The organism is Pedobacter paludis (genome assembly GCF_003173575.1).
Taxonomy (GTDB): Bacteria; Bacteroidota; Bacteroidia; order Sphingobacteriales; family Sphingobacteriaceae; genus Pedobacter; species Pedobacter paludis.
Genome location: NZ_QGNY01000004.1, coordinates 286,280 through 306,692, shown reverse-complemented (window position 1 = coordinate 306,692; position 20,413 = coordinate 286,280). Strand labels below are relative to the sequence as shown.

Annotated in this window: 20 protein-coding genes and 1 tRNA gene; 3 read left to right on the top strand and 18 right to left on the bottom strand. The window is 35.1% G+C overall.

Annotated features, from left to right (window positions below; genetic code table 11):
• The first annotated feature begins 39 nt into the window (after nt 1-39).
• Nucleotides 40-690: an NAD(P)-dependent oxidoreductase gene (locus DF947_RS12680; RefSeq protein WP_109930327.1), complete on the top strand. Its 651-nt coding sequence runs from the start codon at nt 40-42 to the stop codon at nt 688-690.
• A 186-nt stretch (nt 691-876) separates the two neighbouring features.
• A complete protein-coding gene (locus DF947_RS12675; protein WP_109930325.1) occupies nt 877-1,908 on the top strand; it encodes a quinone-dependent dihydroorotate dehydrogenase in 1,032 nt (343 codons plus the stop codon).
• Between the two features lie 7 nt (nt 1,909-1,915).
• Here DF947_RS12675 and DF947_RS12670 read toward each other — a convergent pair whose 3' ends face one another.
• The 12 genes from DF947_RS12670 to DF947_RS12610 form a co-directional block, all read right to left on the bottom strand.
• Nucleotides 1,916-2,599, bottom strand: a complete 684-nt coding sequence (locus DF947_RS12670; protein WP_109930324.1) for a 2'-5' RNA ligase family protein — start codon at nt 2,597-2,599, stop codon at nt 1,916-1,918.
• A 27-nt stretch (nt 2,600-2,626) separates the two neighbouring features.
• The gene (locus DF947_RS12665) at nt 2,627-3,292 is read right to left on the bottom strand and encodes a DNA alkylation repair protein (protein ID WP_109930322.1); all 666 of its coding nucleotides are present in this window, start codon (nt 3,290-3,292) and stop codon (nt 2,627-2,629) included.
• 291 nt (nt 3,293-3,583) lie between these two features.
• Nucleotides 3,584-3,907: a putative quinol monooxygenase gene (locus tag DF947_RS12660; RefSeq protein ID WP_109930320.1), complete on the bottom strand. Its 324-nt coding sequence runs from the start codon at nt 3,905-3,907 to the stop codon at nt 3,584-3,586.
• An 81-nt stretch (nt 3,908-3,988) separates the two neighbouring features.
• On the bottom strand, nt 3,989-4,843 hold the full coding sequence (locus DF947_RS12655; protein WP_109930318.1) for an AraC family transcriptional regulator: 855 nt from the start codon (nt 4,841-4,843) through the stop codon (nt 3,989-3,991).
• Between the two features lie 240 nt (nt 4,844-5,083).
• Nucleotides 5,084-6,322: a dipeptidase gene (locus tag DF947_RS12650; protein WP_240615373.1), complete on the bottom strand. Its 1,239-nt coding sequence runs from the start codon at nt 6,320-6,322 to the stop codon at nt 5,084-5,086.
• 256 nt (nt 6,323-6,578) lie between these two features.
• Complete coding sequence (locus DF947_RS12645) at nt 6,579-7,055, bottom strand: DinB family protein (protein ID WP_109930316.1); 477 nt, start codon at nt 7,053-7,055, stop codon at nt 6,579-6,581.
• Nucleotides 7,056-7,243: 188 nt separating this feature from the next.
• Nucleotides 7,244-7,702, bottom strand: a complete 459-nt coding sequence (locus DF947_RS12635; RefSeq protein ID WP_109930312.1) for a hypothetical protein — start codon at nt 7,700-7,702, stop codon at nt 7,244-7,246.
• Between the two features lie 148 nt (nt 7,703-7,850).
• A complete protein-coding gene (locus DF947_RS12630; protein WP_109930310.1) occupies nt 7,851-9,323 on the bottom strand; it encodes a serine hydrolase in 1,473 nt (490 codons plus the stop codon).
• A 185-nt stretch (nt 9,324-9,508) separates the two neighbouring features.
• Entirely contained in the window at nt 9,509-10,207 is a 699-nt protein-coding gene (locus DF947_RS12625; RefSeq protein ID WP_109930308.1) for a hypothetical protein, read from the bottom strand.
• Nucleotides 10,208-10,743: 536 nt separating this feature from the next.
• The gene (locus DF947_RS12620; RefSeq protein WP_109927167.1) at nt 10,744-10,914 is read right to left on the bottom strand and encodes a spore protein; all 171 of its coding nucleotides are present in this window, start codon (nt 10,912-10,914) and stop codon (nt 10,744-10,746) included.
• Nucleotides 10,915-10,947: 33 nt separating this feature from the next.
• Nucleotides 10,948-11,021: transfer RNA gene (locus tag DF947_RS12615), tRNA-Cys, on the bottom strand.
• A 68-nt stretch (nt 11,022-11,089) separates the two neighbouring features.
• Nucleotides 11,090-11,836: a TrmH family RNA methyltransferase gene (locus tag DF947_RS12610; RefSeq protein WP_109930306.1), complete on the bottom strand. Its 747-nt coding sequence runs from the start codon at nt 11,834-11,836 to the stop codon at nt 11,090-11,092.
• On the opposite strand from DF947_RS12610, the gene tamL reads away from it, so the two are divergent.
• The gene (tamL, locus tag DF947_RS12605; protein WP_109930304.1) at nt 11,827-14,250 is read left to right on the top strand and encodes a translocation and assembly module lipoprotein TamL; all 2,424 of its coding nucleotides are present in this window, start codon (nt 11,827-11,829) and stop codon (nt 14,248-14,250) included. The two genes, DF947_RS12610 and tamL, sit on opposite strands and share 10 nt — an antisense overlap.
• A gap of 6 nt (nt 14,251-14,256) precedes the next feature.
• Here tamL and DF947_RS12600 read toward each other — a convergent pair whose 3' ends face one another.
• From DF947_RS12600 to DF947_RS12575, 6 genes are all read right to left on the bottom strand, one after another.
• Nucleotides 14,257-14,832 (bottom strand): 2'-5' RNA ligase family protein, encoded by a 576-nt coding sequence (locus DF947_RS12600; protein WP_109930302.1) that lies wholly within the window; start codon nt 14,830-14,832, stop codon nt 14,257-14,259.
• Between the two features lie 55 nt (nt 14,833-14,887).
• Entirely contained in the window at nt 14,888-15,418 is a 531-nt protein-coding gene (locus DF947_RS12595; protein ID WP_109930300.1) for a hypothetical protein, read from the bottom strand.
• A complete protein-coding gene (locus DF947_RS12590) occupies nt 15,415-17,733 on the bottom strand; it encodes a patatin-like phospholipase family protein (RefSeq protein WP_240615372.1) in 2,319 nt (772 codons plus the stop codon). Before DF947_RS12590 ends, DF947_RS12595 begins: the two co-directional genes overlap by 4 nt.
• A gap of 27 nt (nt 17,734-17,760) precedes the next feature.
• Complete coding sequence (locus DF947_RS12585; protein WP_109930298.1) at nt 17,761-18,228, bottom strand: TspO/MBR family protein; 468 nt, start codon at nt 18,226-18,228, stop codon at nt 17,761-17,763.
• 44 nt (nt 18,229-18,272) lie between these two features.
• Nucleotides 18,273-19,622, bottom strand: coding sequence for a M28 family metallopeptidase (locus DF947_RS12580; protein WP_109930296.1), 1,350 nt, complete (start codon nt 19,620-19,622; stop codon nt 18,273-18,275).
• Between the two features lie 139 nt (nt 19,623-19,761).
• On the bottom strand, nt 19,762-20,388 hold the full coding sequence (locus DF947_RS12575; protein WP_109930294.1) for a peptidase M16 family protein: 627 nt from the start codon (nt 20,386-20,388) through the stop codon (nt 19,762-19,764).
• Between the last annotated feature and the right edge of the window lie 25 nt (nt 20,389-20,413).

Genomic DNA, 20,413 nt, shown 5'->3' with positions numbered 1-20,413 from the left:
ACAATTAATTAAAATTTAAATCATAAATAAAATTATAACATGAAAGTAGCATTAATAGGTGCCTCAGGATTTGTAGGCAAAGCCCTTTTAACTGAATTAGTTAGTCGTGGAAATGAAGTAATCGCAATTGCCCGCGATACAAAAAAAATTGAAAGTACAAATGAGAAAGTAACCAAAGTTGCTGTAGATGTATTAGATACCGAAAAATTGGCCGAGACTTTAAAAGGAGCTGATGCGGTTATCAGTGCATTTAATGCCGGTTGGACTAATCCAAACCTTTACGATGATACAGTTGCGGGCGCAGAAGCCATTCAGAAAGCGGTTAAAGCATCTGGTGTTAAGCGTTACATTTTTATTGGTGGTGCAGGCACATTGCAAATTGATGGAAATCAGTTGGTAGATGGGCCACAATTTCCAAAAGAGATTTATCCAGGTGCATCTGCGGTTAGGGATTACTTCAACAAATTAAAACAAGAAAAAGAGTTGGATTGGTTGTTTTTTAGTCCTGCAATAGAAATGCATCCTGGGATTACCATCGGTCGTACAGGGAAATATCGTTTAGGAAAAACTTCGCCAGTATTTAATGAGGAAGGCCGCTCGATTTTATCGGTAGAAGATTTATCTATTGTATTGGCAGATGAACTGGAAAATAATGCTCATCACCAAGAACAATTTACCGCAGCATACTAAGAGATGGAAAATGGGATAGGGACGATGTAGGATGGAAGATGTGGAAATGTAAAACGGACGATGGAAAATATAGGATGTGATAAATGCAGTTTGTTGTTTTCCATCGTCCGTCTTCCATTTTCCGTTTTACCTTTCTCTTAGCCATTTTCCCTTTTCCATCTTCCATATTTTATTTATCTTCGTTGCATGTATCGCCTTATTAAACCAATATTCTTTAAATTTGACCCAGAAAACGTACATTATTTCGTTGTTAAGCGGTTAAAATGGTTTAATGATAAATTCCCTTTAGGAAAAACCATTATTCGAAGCAGTTTTGATGTTCACATTAAAGGTTTGGAAAGAGAGGTTTTTGGAATTAAGTTCCGCAATCCTGTTGGTTTAGCTGCGGGTTTCGATAAAAATGGCGAATATGTAGAAGCCCTGAGCAATCTTGGTTTTGGTTTTATAGAAGTTGGTACAGTTACACCAATGCCTCAGCCCGGAAACGATAAACCACGCATGTTTCGTTTACCAAATGATGAAGCCTTAATTAATAGAATGGGTTTTAACAACAAGGGCGTTGATGTAATGGCAGAACGTTTGCGTTTGTTAAAGGATAAACATCCAGAAATTGTGGTTGGCGGAAACATTGGTAAAAATAAAGCAACACCAAATGAAGATGCGGTGAGCGATTACATTAAGTGTTTCGATAGGTTATTTGATGTTGTTGATTATTTCGTGGTGAATGTAAGTTCACCAAATACACCTGGTTTGCGTGAGTTACAGGAAAAAGAGCCACTTAAAAAAATCTTAAATACGCTTCAGCAGCGCAATCGGAAAAATGATTTCTCGCGACCAATCCTATTGAAAATTGCACCCGATTTAACCGATGCGCAACTGGATGATATAATCGAAATTGTTGCCGAAACTGGCATTGCTGGCATTATTGCAACCAATACAACGATTAGCAGAGAAAACCTAGCTACAGAAAAAACCTTATCAGGAGAAATGGGTGGTTTAAGCGGTAAGCCCGTTAAAGAACGCTCGACAGAAGTAATTAAATATCTTTCAGAGAAATCGCATAAAGCTTTTCCGATTATTGGAGTAGGCGGAATTCATTCGGCTAAAGATGCTCAGGATAAGCTGGATGCCGGAGCAAGTTTGGTGCAGCTGTATACTGGATTTATTTACGAAGGACCTGGTTTAATTAAACAAATTTGCAAGAGTTTGGTGAAATAAAACCCTTCTATCTCAGGTTAAAGGAATGTAAATGTTTAACAAACTTCTCTCTCTGATACCAATCATTATAAACCAACTCCAGGTTTTCGACTTTAAAAGAACCAAAATTGTAATCTCTGTATCTTTCTACCATGTTTAAAAAAGAGTCTTTTTCCTCAAGTTCTTTCCTAAATCGAACAACGGTTGAATGTGCAGTTTGGATGGAATAGCGTTTATCAATACTTTGTTCTAAATCAGAATTTCTGAAGTTTATTCGCAAATTATTTCGGATATCTTCCAACGTATCATCGTCAAAAAAACCTTGAACAATTACGCAAGATGGTGAAAGTGTAAGACCCTTAAAATGAATTGCAAAACTTTTTATTCCTGATAAACTCTTATTAATCAGCTCAATATATTTCGGAACAGAAATTTGATTTAAATTAAAGCCGGTATAACAGGAAATAAGAGACATTACGGTAATATGGAGATCAGAATTTAGATAATAGTATTGATTGCCATCTATCGCTTTTAATTCTGTAAGAAAATTTTGAATGTTATTTTTAACTGAAAGACTTGGTCGGGCAACTATGGTTATTCCAAATCTATAATCGTCCAAAACATCTATTAGAGGATCGATTGTATAATCTCCATCTGATATTTTTTTATATGAATCCTTATAAAGATTTGAATAATGTTCTTCTAAGTTCATTTCGATGGTTATCCATTTATGTAGATGCTATTTCTGTCTGCTAACCATTTCGTTTATCCAAATAGGAGCAAAAGGAGAGGTACAGCCTTTTGAAACTGGATAATCACGATAAATACCTAGTTTTTCTCCAATAGCCAATGCCCTTGCTCTATAGTTTGGATGATGAATACCAACCTGCACTAAGGCAGAATTCATTGTCCATTGAACTTCTGTGGGCAAATTCGGCATTTCAGATTCAATCCTGTCAAGGATTGCCGAAATGTTTATCCCCTCAGGCGCTCTAGCTATACGGCCACTGGTTAAACTCCAGCCAGCACGAGCTAGCATTTTATCGCTCGAGTTCATCCATTTTTCTCTAAATTGTTCTTTGTTGGGATATTCCTTAACAATATAATTGTAAAACCAATCTGCCGCCCAGGCAAATTGTTCAGAAGATACCATATTCTCGATTTCCTCTGGCGATAAATCCTTTGGTTTAATAATTAAAATGGCCAACATTCGAGCATCAATATTTTCGGTTTTCCACAGTTCTAAGGCTAATGGATGGTCAGATTTAATTTTTTTAGCCAGTATTCTAATGTCGCCCATTTTAGCGCCAAAAAGATTTTCGCGAGCTCCATTTTTTAGATGTTGCTTACGAACCTTCTCGTCTGCGAGAGATTCAAGGGTGGATAGTGTTTCTTGAAGATTCATGGTCCATAGCGTTTTTACGATTTCAAATTTATTTAAATTTTAAGCATAAAAAAAGCATCCTGTGATCAATAGAATGCTTTAAATTTTTCAGAAATCCGCTGGCAGTCTGTAGAAATGATAGACATCTTTACCTCTGCCCTAAATTCTCCAATACTGTCGTAATTTTTCTGTTGTTTTGTTGGATTTAGAATCACAAATTTCAATTTACATAACGTTTATTAGAAATCCGATGTTCAATTTAGAACTGAATCCACCATTTTGCCATACTGTGGCTGGTGGAAGCTTTTTCTCTTAGCTAGAATAAGCTATACGAATGTGTTCGCGGATGCCCAATTCATCGGCATCTTCAGCAAGCAAATCCATAACCCGTTTATGCCCCTCATCAAGATCAGGGTTGGAATAGTGACGGTCAAATGAAGCATCATCGCGGTAGAACTCAAATGCCCACATAATGTTAGGGTCCTCAACTGAACGAGCAAGTACCCAATTTACTGGCCCATCTGGATCTCCAGTAAAATGTAAGTCATTACATAGTTTGAATAATTCGTCTCCTTTGCCTGGTTTCGCCTTAAAGCGCAATACGTATCCGGGCTGATCTACTTTTGATGTTTCCATGTCTATTATTTTTAAATTTGATACTGCAAAAGTACCTGATACGATAGGGCTTTAAAAGGTCAATACAGGGTGAATATAGGACTAATTAAGGTTTTTGCTCCTAAATGCAGTTGGAGTCATTCCTGTAATTTTTTTAAAGAGCCGTATAAAATAGGAGCAGTCATCATATCCCAATTCATTAGATATTTCTTTTATAGATTTATTGGAATGATAGAGTATACGTTGTGATTCTAATATAACACGCTTTTGTATTTGGTATGAAACAGGATAGCCGGTAGCGGTTTTAATGCACTCATTCAGATAAGCAGTTGATATGTTTAATTTTTTTGCGTATTCAGCTGGACTTTTAGTTTCCAAATAGTTTTGTTCCAGTAATAATTTGAACGTCTTAGTGATAATTGTAAAACGTGATAATTGAGAGGTTGATTTGGATAATGATAAATATTGAGATATAACCAAAGCCACGAGTGTGTTACAGCTTTCTTTAAGGATGGAGTAATAGAGCTTTTCGTCTTTTCTCTCAGAAAGTTTTATGCAGAGAAAGAGCATTTCTGAAATAATGGATAGGGAATCTTTTTTTAGCGATAGAAATTCTACCGGGGTAAGATCTTCTAATAAGGTTATGTATTCTTTGTTAAGATTTTCGCCTGTTATCATCCAGGTCCCTATTATTGCATTTTCAAACCTTATTAGACGATGTACTTGGTTAGGATTTATATAGATAAGGGCAGGTGCTTTAATTTTATGTTTTTGGAAGTCTATTTCAATATATGTTGTTCCTTCTTCCTGTAAGATAAATAAGTGCCCTTCATCTCTATGAGATTGTTCTATTTCTTTTGAATTTGGTAAACCATTCAATGAGGCTCTCGCAATGATAATCCCTTCTCTATACTTTTCATTGAAACTGTTTACGGGAATGGATTTTTTCTTTTTCATCTAAGTTTTTAATTCTTTACAAACTTAATTATAGCTCGTTATTTCATAACTAAATTTGACAAATAGATAGAATTTTATTGATTAGCTGAAGTAGCCACCGACGTTTCTGAGCTTGGCGAAGGTGGGGAAATCAGCGAACTTCAGCCCAACCTTAGTACTAATGTTAAATTGAAAAACTGAATTTGAGCCTTTGTTCTTCAGCTCCATGCCGCCAAATCCCCGTTAGCGGTAGTGGCTTTATCAATGTCCCTTTGTTGCTTCGTTAAATATTCTCAAATAGTTTCCACCACCTATCTTTCCAATTTCTTTTCGGGTGTAGCCTGCTTTTAGCAAAGCTTCAACAACTGTAAAATAAAAGCCTTTTTTTTGGTTTCCCCAAACGGTATTGGTAGTATCGCCACCTTGATTTTTATTTTCATTGCCTTTTGGCTTATCATCATTGTTGAAATTGCTGTCATTCTTGTTCTGCTTTGGCCTTTCTTTAGGTTGTTCCCATTTATCATTTGGTGAACGATAGGCAGGTGTCATTTTGGTATCTGTACCAATAGCAACATGGTCAATTCCCACAATATCCACCATAGCTTTTATGTTGTCGGCAAATGCTGTTGGTGTATCCGCTAGATGTGTCCAAATGCCAATTACGCCACCTGTATTGGCAACTATTTTAGCTTGTTCTTTACTGATTAATCTTGGCTTCATCATTTTTGCCATAAATTCATTATCACCCAAACGTGTATCTAAACCTGAATGAGAAATGATGAATGGTTTTGTCATAACTTTTAATGCACCGTTAATGGTATTATTGTCGCAGTGCGAAAGGTCAACCAAAATTCCAAGTCGTTCACATTCTTTAATTACCTCCGTTCCAAAAGTGGTAATTCCTCCCCATTTTGGCGGATTTGTAAAAATATCGCCTAAAGGAACGGATGCGTCATTATCGTGCAGTAATGTTAAATGTCTTAATCCTCGGTCATAAGCAACTTTAAGTCTTTCAATTTTTCCTTCTAAAAAGTGTGCGCCTTCCACCGATTGAATTACAGTTGGTGTTTTTGTTTTATGTGCATTTTTTATGTCAGAAAAATTGAGAGATCGTTTCATTTTATTAAGCTCTAGAACCGTATCCATTGCTGTAAGTCCATTTAAAAATCGTTCATAAGCTTGTCCTACTTCAGTTAATCTTTGATAGTCTACTGCAAATGTCATAACAAGGGCAGATAAGCCAGAATTTTTCATTTGTCCGATTAAATCAATTTTGGGCCCCGGTAATTCTGACGAAATTAATGGAACATCAATGTGATTATGAGTATCAATACCGAAAGTTTCAGCAACAATCTCAGCTACTTTTTTTTCATCATCGCTCAACGAAGCCCAAGATGAAATGGGATTAACAATAATTGCTGCACTTACTGCTGACATTGTTGCCAAAAACTTTCTCCTTGTCCAGTCGTTTTGTTCGTCTATTTTATTTTTTGTTGCCATATTGTAAAAGGTTGTTCTTGAGTTAGGTTTGTCTTACCAATACTGCTGACGTTTAGGGGCTTTGCGATGGTGGGGAAATCAGCGAACTTCAGCCCAACCTTTGTACTAATGTTAAATTGAAAAACTGAACTGGAGCCTTTGTTCGTTAGCGCCATTTGCAAACCCCTGTAAGTGGCAGGTTGTCTATTCGTTGTTAATAATGTTTGTATTATTTAGCCTTTGTCCATTGTTTAGTCTAATGTCTGGTTAAATATATTTATGTTAAGTTTGGCATTGCTATTTTTCGGATCAAAGAAATTTGTCCCAAATGATAATAGCTATGTTCAATGATACCTTCGATATTTCGTAAATAATTGCCATATTTTTCATCCACAAATGGTTGATCAAAAATGCTGTCATCCATTTGTTCCACTTGATTTATGAATTGCTCAGAGTTGTACAAAAAGTCTGATACCAATTTATTCCAATCTGTTTCCGAATTAATTTGTGGAACATCAAAACTATATTTGTCGCTAATGTCAAGTTTTCCATTTTCAAAAGCTCTCAATAGTCCCGCTAAATAATAGTTTATATGATAGGTCAAAGCTGCAATAGTGTTCAAATTGCCCACTTTTTGTATAGCCAGTTGCCAACTTATTTCATTTAATTGTTCCTTGTAATTTGTGTTAGCAATCCAATGCCCATTAAGTAGCACTTCTCTAAGTCTGCCTGCAATAGTTAAATTTATTTTCATTATTTGTCAACTTAAATTTACTTGTTTAAAGTGTGACTTGTCAGCCTGCCACCAACGTTTTGGGACTTTGCGAAGAAGCGGATTTAGAAGAACCACAATATCAAGCCAACACCACAGTTGATGCGAGTTAGAATGTTCAATAAACCACTGAACCACCGCTTTTTCCAAATGATTATTATAGGCTGGTTTTATTTCTTGCTCCATCCCTTCCAATAGTTTTTACATATTTCTCCGAACTGTTCTATTGTCAATTCGTTTTTATTTTGGTCAGACACTTTTATTGCCTGACTATTTATTGTCAAATTACCACCGAAATAGTCAAAACTTGTGTCGTGTTGGTTACAAGTTATTACAACATCGTCATCTTTAATCTCTGCTGAAAGTATTTCAAGTCCTGCTTTAAAAATTTCTTGATAGTCTTTCTTAATAATTGTAGGCAAGTCAATTGGATTTGTCCATGGATCGAGTTCTAATTTATTCACATTAATTAGGTAAACATAAAACAGGTCAAATGACTTGTCAATTCGTTCGGCTAAATATTCACAATCCACAGTTAAAGTCAGCAATTCTTTGTCACCTGTGCAGCCAGAAATTGTCCCATCATGAAGGATTGAAAAAATGTCTCTTATGTCTTGGGTTGCTGCCATTTAAATTTGTTTATAACGTTTTTCGGCTTAGCGATGTGGCGGAATTTAGTACAAAAGTTCAATAGAATCCCAAAAGTTGAACTTAATATAAATGTTTCATAGAAGCACTTCATCCCCACTATTGCCAAACCGATGTTGGCAGTAGGTATTATTTTGTTTCAATGTCAACTATTTTTTGTCCATTGATGCCTAAATAATGTTTTATCAAACGTTCATAGATGTTCCCACCTGTGTCCGAATTTGTAAAAATCAAAAGTCCTTGCTTGGTTTTTGGCAAAATAAAAACTATTGTTTGAACACCATTGTCTGAACCACCATGAGACAATGCCATTTCTCCATTTCCTAAATCATAAATTTCAAAACCTAATCCAAAATGCTTTCCTTTTGTACTTGCTACTTGGTTTTTGGTCATTTCTTGAAATACATTTTTTGATAAACCATCGCCATTCATAACACTAACCAAAAAGTTTCCGTAATCTTCAATCGTTGTCAATAAATCGTCTGCTGCATTAGGTGTTGTATTCTTTACCGTTTCGTATGTATTTCCATTTTTGTCGTAGCCAATTGCAAGTCTTGCTGTGTCCACATTCTTGTCCCAAACATATTTTGTATCGGTCATTTTTAAGGGTTGAAAAATAAGTTCATAGGCTAATTGTTGTAATGATTTATTAAACTTCTTTTCAATTGCCTTTCGTAAATATTCCATTCCTTCGCCCGAATATTGATATTTGGTTCCCGGTTCAAATTGAAAATTAAGTTTTTTAGTTTCGTTCATATATCTCCAATTCGGAAATCCCGTTTGATGGCTCAAAATAATTCTCGTTGTAAGTTTCTTATTGCGTGGGTCGTTGGCAATATCCGGGTCAGTCCAATATTTGTAAATGGGTTCGTCTAAATTCCATTTTCCTAAACTCACCAACTTTAAGGCAACCAGTGCTGTAACAGGTTTAGTTAAAGAAGCCACATTAAAAATCGTGTTAAATGGCGCTGAAATACCTTTTGAAATTTCGCCAAAAACTTTTACTTGTTGTAGTTTACCGTTTTCAATAATTCCAATTCCCAAAGTCGGAACTTTATTTTCTTTCAGCCAATTTTCAATTTCAGTTTCGTTGTCAAAAATTAATTTTTCGACTTTTTTATTTTCGTCAGGTTGATGGTCAAAACTAAATGAGGTTGTTAGTTTCCATTCATGGTCTTCTAATTGCCAAACGTTGGTAAACTTTGCAATTCCACCTTGACTTTCTCTTTTTTCTGAAAATTTATGTTCGCCATTCTGAACTGCACCATAAAGAACCCCATTTTTATAAAGAGGAAATATTTCGGTGCTTTCTTTTACTAAAAATCGCTGAACTTGGCGATTGGTTTGGTTATTGCAAATTCCATTTTTTAAGTCAGTTAAAAACTTTGTTTTGTCAGAAATTCCGTCTTTGTCGTGATAAAATTTGAGGTTGTCGCTCAACAATTTCTCAAATTGTTTGATGTCGCAATGGTTAAAACCAACCTCAAAAAGCAAACTGTCATTTGTTAGAATTGTTTTGTATAAATCCGAGTTCTTGTCAACTTGTGCAAATGCCGAGAGAGTTGTAAGTAGAATAGAAAGGATTGTAAATAGTTTCTTCATTAATTTTTTTGTTCAGTTTAGTTGTGTCGTGGGGTGAAATAAAAGCTAACGTTTCGGGGCTTTGCGTTCGGGCGGGTTTCGGAGCACAAAACTTCAATTTATTACTAATGTTTCATAGGAGCATAAAGCTCCAAGTTTGCACGTCAGCCAGCCTGACGCAAAACCCGTGTTACCAGCAGTTTTTTTTATTCATCACTTCCAATGTAGCTTAATTCTTTGTCTTTTTTGTCTAATTGAAATCGAAAGTGATATGTCCCATTTTCCATTTTTTTATTTGCCCAATACTCTCTTTCAAAATGATTATCTGTTTCAAAGTCAATTGTGTCAGTAGTTTTGTAGTCTGCTGACGGAAGGTTAGAATAGTCTGTAAAATGTCCTTTATAATGATTAGATGTCTTTATCGTCTGGGAAATACGGTTGAAATCACTGTCGGATAGTTTTAGCGTAAATGTTTCATAGTAGTCTCTGAAACCTCCTGCTTCGTTCTTTAAAATTTTGAAATCGTCTTTTAGTTCTATATTATGAAAGCTTAGAATTTTGGTCACATCTTTCTTGCTAAATGTCCAGTCTAAAATCCAAGGTTGCATTATAAGAAGAAGAAATCCAATGGTCAGAATTGTCGATAATACCAGTCCTGTTTTCTTTTTATTAAAGGCAGTAAAAGTCCAATAGGAAATGAAAATTATTTGGAACATAATAATCAGGGGCCAAATAAAAATTACAAGAAAGTCTAAATTTCCGATTAGTGTCAAAGTTATTATTACTGCTAAAGTTCCTCCTGCGATATATCCAGTCTGACGTTGTCCTTTTTTGAACGGGATGAAAAAGCATAGAAATGTCAGTCCATAAAGTATTAAGGTTGCTATTATCGTAAAGGCATTCATTTCTTGCAATGTGTCGTCTTAAAATTGCTGGTAACATCTAAATTTACGCATTGCGCAAAGCCGAATTAAATAACTTTCGCAGATAAAATTTTATAAGTATTATAATATAACTGTATTTTACTTATTTTCAACAGATTAGCTCTTTTTTTTTGATATGTTTTTGGGGTTTGCAAATATTTAGCAAAATAAGATTAATATGAAATATTCAGATATTTTTAAGCAGAAAATGGAATTCGCCAGGGTATGGTGCATCTACAATAAAATCTTAAACAGCAGTGCTGTCTATCTTTTTTAAAGAAACAAAGAAAGCGGAGTGGAAGATGTTAATGAAAACACCATCGAAATGGGCTATTTGATATATCCAACAACTATTAGAACATAAACAATTTAAACACCACGCAAATTTATTTGCACATTACTGATGTTGCCAGGCAGAAGGTGAGAAGTCTTCTGGATTTTTAGAAAAAACATAAAGCATAAAAAAAGCATCCTGTGATCAATAGGATGCTTTAAATTTTTAAGAAATTATCTAAAAACTATTTTGCCAAAGCAGCTAAAACAGCATTGTTTTTAGCCAATTGGTCGTTTTTAGGTTGTGCAGAGCGACTTCCTAACTCGATGTTAGTTGCTCTTTTTAAAAAATCTACATCTTGTTGAGCAAAGTTTTTATTTCTTCTGTCTTTTCTTTTTAATCTGGTAACTGCCATGGTAATAACCTTTTATAATTTTATTTGTACAAATGGAGGTCGAGAGCGGATTCGAACCGCTGTAGAAGGTTTTGCAGACCTCTGCCTAGCCACTCGGCCACTCGACCTTGAATTCAAGGGTGCAAAAATAGCAATTAATACTTACCTAGCAAATATAAATGAATAAATATCCCTTTTAATTTTTAACTCTCACAATTTCAGAACAGAATATAGATGCACTTACCGCTACGTTTAGAGATTCTGCTCCTCCAATTCTTGGAATGGTTACCGGTTGATTTATCTTCTCAATCACGCCATCCGAAATTCCTTTTCCTTCGTTTCCTAAAATAATTAAACCTGCTTTGCCCCAGTTCGTTTCGTAAATAGATTGACCATTTAATAGCGCTCCAAAAACCGGGATTTTATTGTGCTCAAGTAACAAGTTTAAATCTTCGTAATACACATTTACTCGTGCCAGCGAACCCATTGTGGCCTGCACGGTTTTTGGATTATATGCTTCTACGCAATCTTCAGAGCAAATTATATTTTTAAACCCGAACCAATCAGCTGTTCTAATAATTGTGCCCATATTTCCGGGATCTTGTATGCCATCAAGGACTAAAGTAAACTGATTTTTTAATTCTTGTTGATTTATTTTTTCGTTTTCAGGAATCCGAATTAAAGCAATTAGGCCTTGTGGAGTTTGCAAAGTACTAATCTTGCTTAATTCAGCGTTGTTTACTTCAAATAAGTTTATATTTGCGGGCAGTTTGGGTAACAAATTGTATTGTTCGCTTGTATAGAATAGGCTATGAATTTTAAAGTTCGATTTTATAAATTCCTTAAAGGATTTGATACCTTCGACTAGAAATAAACCATGCTCTTTACGGTACTTTTTTTGATGTAACGATTTTACAAAACTAATCTGAGATTTTGAAAGCATACAAATACTTAATAAATAATAAACTGAAAAGCCCTGCAATATTACTATTTATTATTGTGTTAATACAGGCCTGTTCATCAACAAAATATATCGCCGATTACCAATCTATCGTTAAAAAAGTTACCATTGATAGCGTTGATAAAAAATTTGAAGAGCAAGCTTATAATTACGTTCAAAAAGATATCCGCCCGGCATCTGCATTTAGCATTAACGTTCCGCTTTATAATTTATTTAACACAAAAGATGGTCGTTATAAAACAAATAACATTAAACCATTTGGTACACCACCTGCAATTTTAGATAGCACATTGGTTGAAATATCCCGTACGCAGATTCAAAAATTTTTAAAAAGCAAAGGCTATTTTCAGGCTCAGGTAACTTCTGATATTAAGGTTAAAGACAAAAAAGCTGAGGTGAAATTTAGTGCTAAACCAGGGCCAGCATATTTTGTAGATAAATTATCAAATTCTATTGCTAATACAAAAATCAAACAGCTTTACGAATCTAACAAACCGGGTATGACGCATTTACATACCAGAATGCAGTACGATGAAGATTCTTTGAGCTACGAACGCGAACAGATTTATCGTGTAATGAAGGAAAACGGTTATTTTTATTTCCTGCGGCCTTATGTTAATTTCGATGTTGTAGGTGCAGAGGCAACTTCAAAAACGAACAAAATTGATTTAAGATTAAATGTTACCGATCCAGAAAAAGGACCGCACAGGCAATATAATATTGGTACAACCTACCTTATTATCGCACCAAGTCCGGATGGTTTCCCAGATTCGCTGAGAAATTATGTAAGTAGAGATACTACCCATGGCTTATCCTTCACAGATTTATCAAAGCGATATCGACGTAATCCCATAACCCGCTACGATTTTTTGAAGCAAGGCGATCTTTTCGATATACGGAACGAAAATTTAACTTATGATCGTTTATATGAATTAAATATTTTTAAAAATGTAAAGATCGATTACTTTAATAGAGACAGTACTTCCAATAAAATAAATCCTGTAATTCAGCTCATTCCTCAAAAGGTAATGAGCAACAGAATAGAAGGGGAAGTTCCGTTTAATGGTGGTACGGTTGGTTTCAATTTAAGTAATACCTACACTAATAATAATTTATTTAGAGGTGCAGAGCGATTTGAGCTTCAGGTAAAGGGAGGCCTTCAATCTAGAATAGGAAATGGCACATCTCCATTTAAAGACATATATCAGAGAGATTTTTCTATAAGTGCAAGCATAACCGTACCAAGATTATTAATTCCTTTTTACAACCCTACTTTAGGTGGGAATGGAATGCCACATACAACGTTTTCATCAAGTTATATTTATGCCTTACAAAAGGACGTTTCAGTAAGACGCGTATTCATAAATTCAATAACCTATGATTGGTACGAAACAAAATCTAAACTTCACTCTTTTACTCCATTAAATTTCGAATACAGATTTGGGAATTTAGACGATGGTGTAGATACTACGATAATACTTAATAACTTATATTATGCAACGTTGTTGGCAAGAAAAGATCTAACCCTTGGCATGAAATATAATTATACCTTAAACGCTGATAAGTTAAGTCAACTGAGAACTTTCGTTTATTTAAGGGCTGGAGTGGATATTGCAGGAAACTTACTTCAGGGTATATCTAAATTAACTGGCTCTAAAAATGATCCAGCAAATAATGATCCCGCAAAAATTTTTGGACTTCCATTTAATCAATATTTCCGACCAGAAGTCGATCTTCGATGGTATAAACATTTGGGTGGCGAGAAACAATTTGTAGCAAGGTTAAATACAGGGGTAGCTTATGCATATGGTAATTCCATATTAACAGGTATTCCATTTGAGAAGCAGTTTTTTGCAGGTGGATCTAATGGGCTTCGGGCATGGCAAGCTAGAACTATTGGCCCAGGTAATTACAATAGGCAAGTTCTTGCAAGTGATGCAGTGCGAAAAGCAGTTTTTGGCCTAGATCAATTAGGTACCTTAAGAATCGAGACAAATCTTGAATATCGTTTTACGATTGCCAAGAAATTTTTTGGTGCAACTTTAAAGGGAGCGACATTTATTGATGCTGGAAATATTTGGAATTTACGTAAAGGTGAATCTATTACGCTTGAACGACCAGAACTTGATGAGTTAACAGTTTTTAAACTGGGCAAACTGGCTCAACAAGTCGCTATAGGAACAGGATTTGGGCTCAGATATGATGTACAGTATTTCGTATTCAGGTTTGATATTGGTTTAAAACTTAAGGATCCCCAGTTTACAGGTTCTGATCAATGGGTTATTGGAAAGTATTTTTCTGGAGCTCGCGATTTTAAAAACAATTACAACGCCACGCATGCACCAGATACCTATCGTTTTGTTCAGTATAATTTCGGTATCGGAATGCCATTCTAATTTTAATTAGTCGAAAAGGCTTAACGGCCTTGGCTTTTCATGTGGATTTTTAAATGCATATTCTTTAAAAGGTTGCCATCTTTTATCAATGTGCTTGTATACCGAAAAACCACTAACCTCAAAACTGCGTTTAAATTTCCTTTCTTTGTATTCATCCATTATTAGCGGAAAAACAGCTGGCTTTACATCTTTAAAGGCTACTGTAAGATGAGGATTAAATTTAGGTTGATTTGTCTTCTCTAAAAAGAGTAATGATTTCAAGGCCTTATTAATTTCGGCTTGAATATTCATAATTCCATCGCTATGCTCAACATCGATAAAAACAGTATGTGGCGGAAAAGAGCTAAAGTTTTTTAATACCTGCGTAAAGGGGCTTGCAAACACAACCTCATCAAGTTTATTGAAAAAAATTTCTTCCTGTTCTTGTGATGATAATTTAACAGGATTATACAATGTAATATGTGCTGGTCTTTTTAAAGATTCACGAACATTAAATTGATCTGCAATTTCATTCCTAATTACATCAACGTCTTCCACAATTGATGCAGGCGGAATTAAACAGACTAAAAATAGATTTTCCATGATCCAAATTTACTAAAAATTTTAGCAAAATTGAAGTGAAAATGTAATTTTTTTATCAGAATAGATTTTTTAATCCGTCAAAAATACTTTCAAAAAAGGTAGATAAATTTAATCCGCTACTGTGGTTAAAGTAAACGAAAATCAAAAATGCGATTACAACGAAGATGATCAGTTTTCTGAATGCAAAGGCAATAATGACCAAAATTATAGGGATGATGAAAAGCCAAAGACTATTAATGGCATACGGAGTTAAATCTGTATCTTTTTTGTAAACATAAACCAGCTTGCTATGTGTGCCTGCATCGTTTTGATGTTTAATATACACAAATGTCGATTTATCAATAGGCAATTGTAAAACAGCAACGCCATCATTAAATTTAAGACTTTGAGTAAACCCACTTACACTAAAAGTATAAACGCCATTAATTTTTTCGTTGGGGTTGTTTAAAGAATCTGCTGCGATTATAGCCAGTTTGCTGTTTTTAAGCAAATTTTCTTTTACCAGAAAGTTGTTAATGGCTGCGGTTTGTGCCGAACAATAAAGGCCAATTAAACATAAGATGGATAATATAAATACTCGTTTCATTCGATAGAACGTTTGTTATAAATTAAATAGCCAATATGCAATAATACACCATTTCTTTTAACTGCATCATTATATAAATTATAACTTAGGCTTACAGGGCCAAGTGGTGTATGGTAAACAAGTCCGGCGGTGGCCGCATATCTCAATTTTGTTATCGCCTTTGCATAATCTACATCCTGAAAATTATTTAATTCGAACTCTTTGTGAGGTAAAAATAAATAGCCTTCCAATCTAAAATCGAAATTTTTTCTAAAATTATAAATATTTTTTATCCCACCAGCTACGTAGGTTGTTGCCCTAAATCGGTCAAGAAATAACGAACGGCTATCTTGCAGGGGATAAAATGCAGGTGCAACTAAAAGTGTAGAATAATAGTTGCTAAATAAGGGTTGGTTTGAAATTACACCTTCAATTAAATACCCTAAAGTGTATTTTTTAAGATGAAAAAAGTAGTTTTCCTGTGAGAGTTTTATACTGCCCCAATGGTGTAAATGACTAGATTCGGGAAGTTTGACAAAGCCCGGTGTGTTGCGGAAAATATTTCCTGGATCGTAATTCTCCCGGCCGGTTGTATAGTTAAAACTTAAAGAAAAACTTTGTCCGTTTGTGGCGTATTGTTTTCTATTGAGCGAGTTTTTTTCCAGTTTTATTGATCCTCTAAACCCGTTAAAATTTGTTTCATCCAATAAATCGCCAACGGCGAAAGTATTGTTTGGGCTGTAGCGATCGCTATTGTTTATAAAAGTAGAGTGAAGTACAATCTTGGTATTATAATTTAAAGGCATCCCGATTATTAAATCTATTTTCCGATCTGATTGCTCTATATAAATTGGATGCGGGTTTTCAATAAAAATCTGACTGGTATTATAATAATTCCAGTGATTGTAAGTAAGTTCTGCAGCTAAAAAAAGTGGGAGTTTTGTTGGGTAATCTACCCGGCCATTAAGTTGTACAGATTCGTAAAAACGACCAGAATAAAAGCTGGTTCCAAAAGTATAGGCCTTTCTATTTAAGTAATTATATTCTGCACCAAGAAATACATTGCTTATTGGTCTGGTCGAAATATTACCACCCAATTCTAGTTTGAAGCTTTTTTTCGGCTGTGCCACCACCTCGAAAGTATAACTGTCTGTTGCTGGCTGATAAGATATTTTGGGATAAACGGTTTCGAAAGTTTGATCGGCAACGAGTTTGTAATACCCCCGCTTTATGTCCTGTAAATTAAAAGTTTCCTTATCACTTTTAAAAAGTCTTTCTATATATTTTTTCTGTTGATTGTTAACGCCACTAACGGTAATGTTGCTAAAAACCAGATCGGGTTTTTGGCTGTTGAACTTTTCTCTGCGTTTGGCTAATTCTTCATCACTTGTTCTTTTGCTAATTAAGGCTTTAATTCGAGGCATATCTGCCATCGTGGCATCGTAACCTTTTTTAATCAGCTCTGCTACCGGAGTAAAATTTGTAACGCTGTAATCGGCTAAATCTGGTTGGATATAAACTCCGTTTTTGCCAATCATGGTCGAGTCTGATTTGGAAAGGAACATGAAAACCAAAAAACGATTCATCAAACGGTCATCGTTATTTTTAGGATACTCATTATAGGTTTTTGATGAAACATTGGCTCCGATAACGTAATCGGGCTTAAATTCTCTCTCCATTACATCGGCTGGGAAGTTGTTGTAAAGGCCACCGTCAAAAACATATTTTCCATCCAATTTTATTGGTCGGTAAATAATGGGCACGGTCATCGTTGCACGAACGGCCTCAGCCAGACTCCCTTTACTTACCGTGATACTTTTCTGCGATAGTACATCGGCAACCATACATCTATAAGGAACAAAAAGATTGTCAAAATTATCTTTCGAGGCGGCAGATGCCTGAGAAAAAAGTTCTAAAAAGGCAAAATTTAACGGAATATCGTTAATTAAATTAGAACGGAAACTGAAATGGAAGCCCGTATCAATGGCCACCTTTGCTGTAAGCATAGATGCGTTGGGTTCATTTTTTTGAAAGTAATACGTATAATCACTGGTATATCTTCCGTTAACCCAATTTTGAAAATCGTTACTTAAGGCAATTTTTTCTATTTGTGCCGGAGAATATCCCGCCGCATACATAGCACCAACAATCCCACCCATTGATGTACCTGTAATGTAATCTATCGGTATGTGGTTTTCTTCTAATGCCTTTAATGTACCAATATGAGCCAAACCCTTAGCGCCGCCACCACTAAAAACAAGGCCTACCTTTTGCGCCTGCAGTTGGTTACAGCACAAAACGAAAAGGATCAGCAAATATCTTTTAAAAGTAAACACCCCTAAAAATAGGGTTTTCTTTTAAAATTAATTTAATATGAGGATGTTGTAAGTTAAAAATGATGCAAAACTTACCCAAAGTATATAGGGGATAAATAAATAACCTGCTCGTTTATCTATTTTGTAAAATACTATTGCGTTAATAACAATTACAATGAGTAGGAGAATAATTTCTGCCAAAGCAAAGCCGACTTCATGTAAATAAAAAAAGATAAATGACCAGGCTAGATTTAAAATCAGCTGAATGAGATAGATGGCAACTGTTCTGGGAAAGTGGATAATTTGATCTCTCTTTAGCCAGATTAGATAAGCTGAAATTCCTATTAAAATGTATAAAATGGTCCAAACAGGAGCAAATAACCAGTTTGGTGGATTGAATGACGGTTTATTTAATGTTGGATACCAAATTTTTACAGATTGAGCTGTTGCATAACCACCCAATGCCCCAACGCATAAGGTTAAAGCTATATTTAGAATAAATGCTAGAAATTTCATGTTGCCAATTTGAGGTTAAACACCTTTATAAGATAAATGTTTGGCTAGCGACCAATACCAGGCACAACAGGTAAACTTTCGTTATCTTCCTTTCCAACACTTTGAACAGCAAAAAGATAATTGTCTTTGCTGTATGGCAGCCTAAGTTCTGTTGCGTTTGTAAAAAACTTCTTTTGCCAAACAGAGCTGCTGGTTTCTCGCATTAAAACATAATAACCTTTTGCAGTTCCATTTACAGGGGCTTTCCATGATAAAAATGTAGAATTGCTTAAATTTTTAACATCAACTTTAACCTCAGTTGGCTCTGATGCGGCTTTTGCTAAATTTGCAAGCACAGAAATATTTACAGCAGTATTTTTTCTCAAGTATTCAAAATCCATGAATTCTTGCAAATCGCCATATTTAATTCCATTCTCAGTTCTTAAATCCTGGTGCTGATGATCGAAGTTTTCATTCATTTCGGTAATGCGAACTGCTGTAAATCCATTATCAACAAATGGGGTATGATCTCCGCCACGTAAAAAACGGTCGTTCCGATAAATCAACTTTACTTCAAGCTGATCTACGTAACGTTCGCCTATTTCTTTAACATACCGGGCTAGCTGCCTGCTTTTTCCGTCGTTTTCTAACCCAAACTGACGGATGCTCTTTGCATTTTTTTCCAGCTCAAAGCTGGGTAAGCCTTCACTAAAAACCCTAAGTTTGGTATTATCAATTATCTGGGTTTCGCTGCTGTTATTGCTTCCAATCATATCGTTGTTAAGCATAGCATCAATATTCCAACCTTCTTTTTTTGCTTTAATAGCCATAAATCCCGATCCCAACAAAGATTGTTCTTCGCCACTCACGGCAACAAAAATAATTGTAGAAGGAAATTTGTACTGGCTCATTATTCTGGCGGCTTCGATAACACCGGCAACTCCGCTACCGTCATCATTTGCGCCTGGGGCATCGCTGGTTCGGTTCATCACATCCGTAACCCTACTGTCCAAATGGCCACTAACCACATAAACCCTTTTATCGTTTGCATCTGTACCTTTTAAAATGGCAACTGCATTGCCTAAAAGAATTGGCTTGTCTACTCTTTTTCCATCGGCTTTTAAAGTAACCGTATCCAAAAATGCTGTCAATCTGCCATCGCCCTGTTTAGCGAACTGATTAAATTTGCCCACTACCCAGTTTCGGGCTGCGCCAATTCCTTTTGTTTTGCTCTTAATATCGCTAATGGTGCTTCTTGTGCCAAATGTTACCATTTTAGAGATATACGATTTTAAAGAATCTTGATTAACAGCCTTTACCATTCTATCAATATCTGTATTCCGATTAATTAATGTTTGGGCTTTAATTGATGATCCTAAGGCAATTAAAAGTACAAGTGAATAAATTTTTTTCATGTTGTTAAATAAGAAAGCTAATGTATTGAATCATTGGCTAATGTATTACAAAGAAATTTATCTTTCCTGTTACAATTTAAGCATAAAAAAGCCCCTCGAATTATTCGAGAGGCTTGAAATATATAGTGAAGACAACGAATTATTTTGAAAGGGATGCGATGGTATTATTCTCAGTTTTGATCCAGTTTCCAAACGCTTTTTTAGCTGAATTTTTAGCATCATTTACATTTACATCACCAGCAATGGTTAGGTAGGTTTTGTCTGGAGTAATTTCATTATAGAAATCCTGAACATCAGATAAAGAAAGCGCATTAATAGATTCTTCAGTTACTGTTTGGTCGTAATCATAATCCTGAAGCTTTAAACTCGTAATAAGTTTTGCTTTCGCAACATTAAATGTTTTTTGATTAATCTGAGCATGTTCTATGTTAGATGCAAAGGCAGTTAAATCAGCATCAAAATCTAAAGCAGAAACAGCAAGTTTCCCACTGTTATCCTTAAAACTCATGTGATCATTTTTTTGAGCACCTTCATTAAGAACCGCATTTAATAATTCTACAACGCCATCTTTTTTGTTTTGGAAGGCTTTAGTATCCAAAGTAAAACTCGAGAAGGCTTTATCAGAACGATTGTTTTCGGAAACGATAACCGTCATGCCATTTTTAAGCTTAAAGGTTACCGGCTCCTTAAAGCCATTTTGTGCATTACTATTTAGGAAAGAGAGAAGGATTAGGGAAGTTAATAATGTTGTTTTGATCTTGTTCATCAGTTTTTTAAATAAGTTTTTTTTA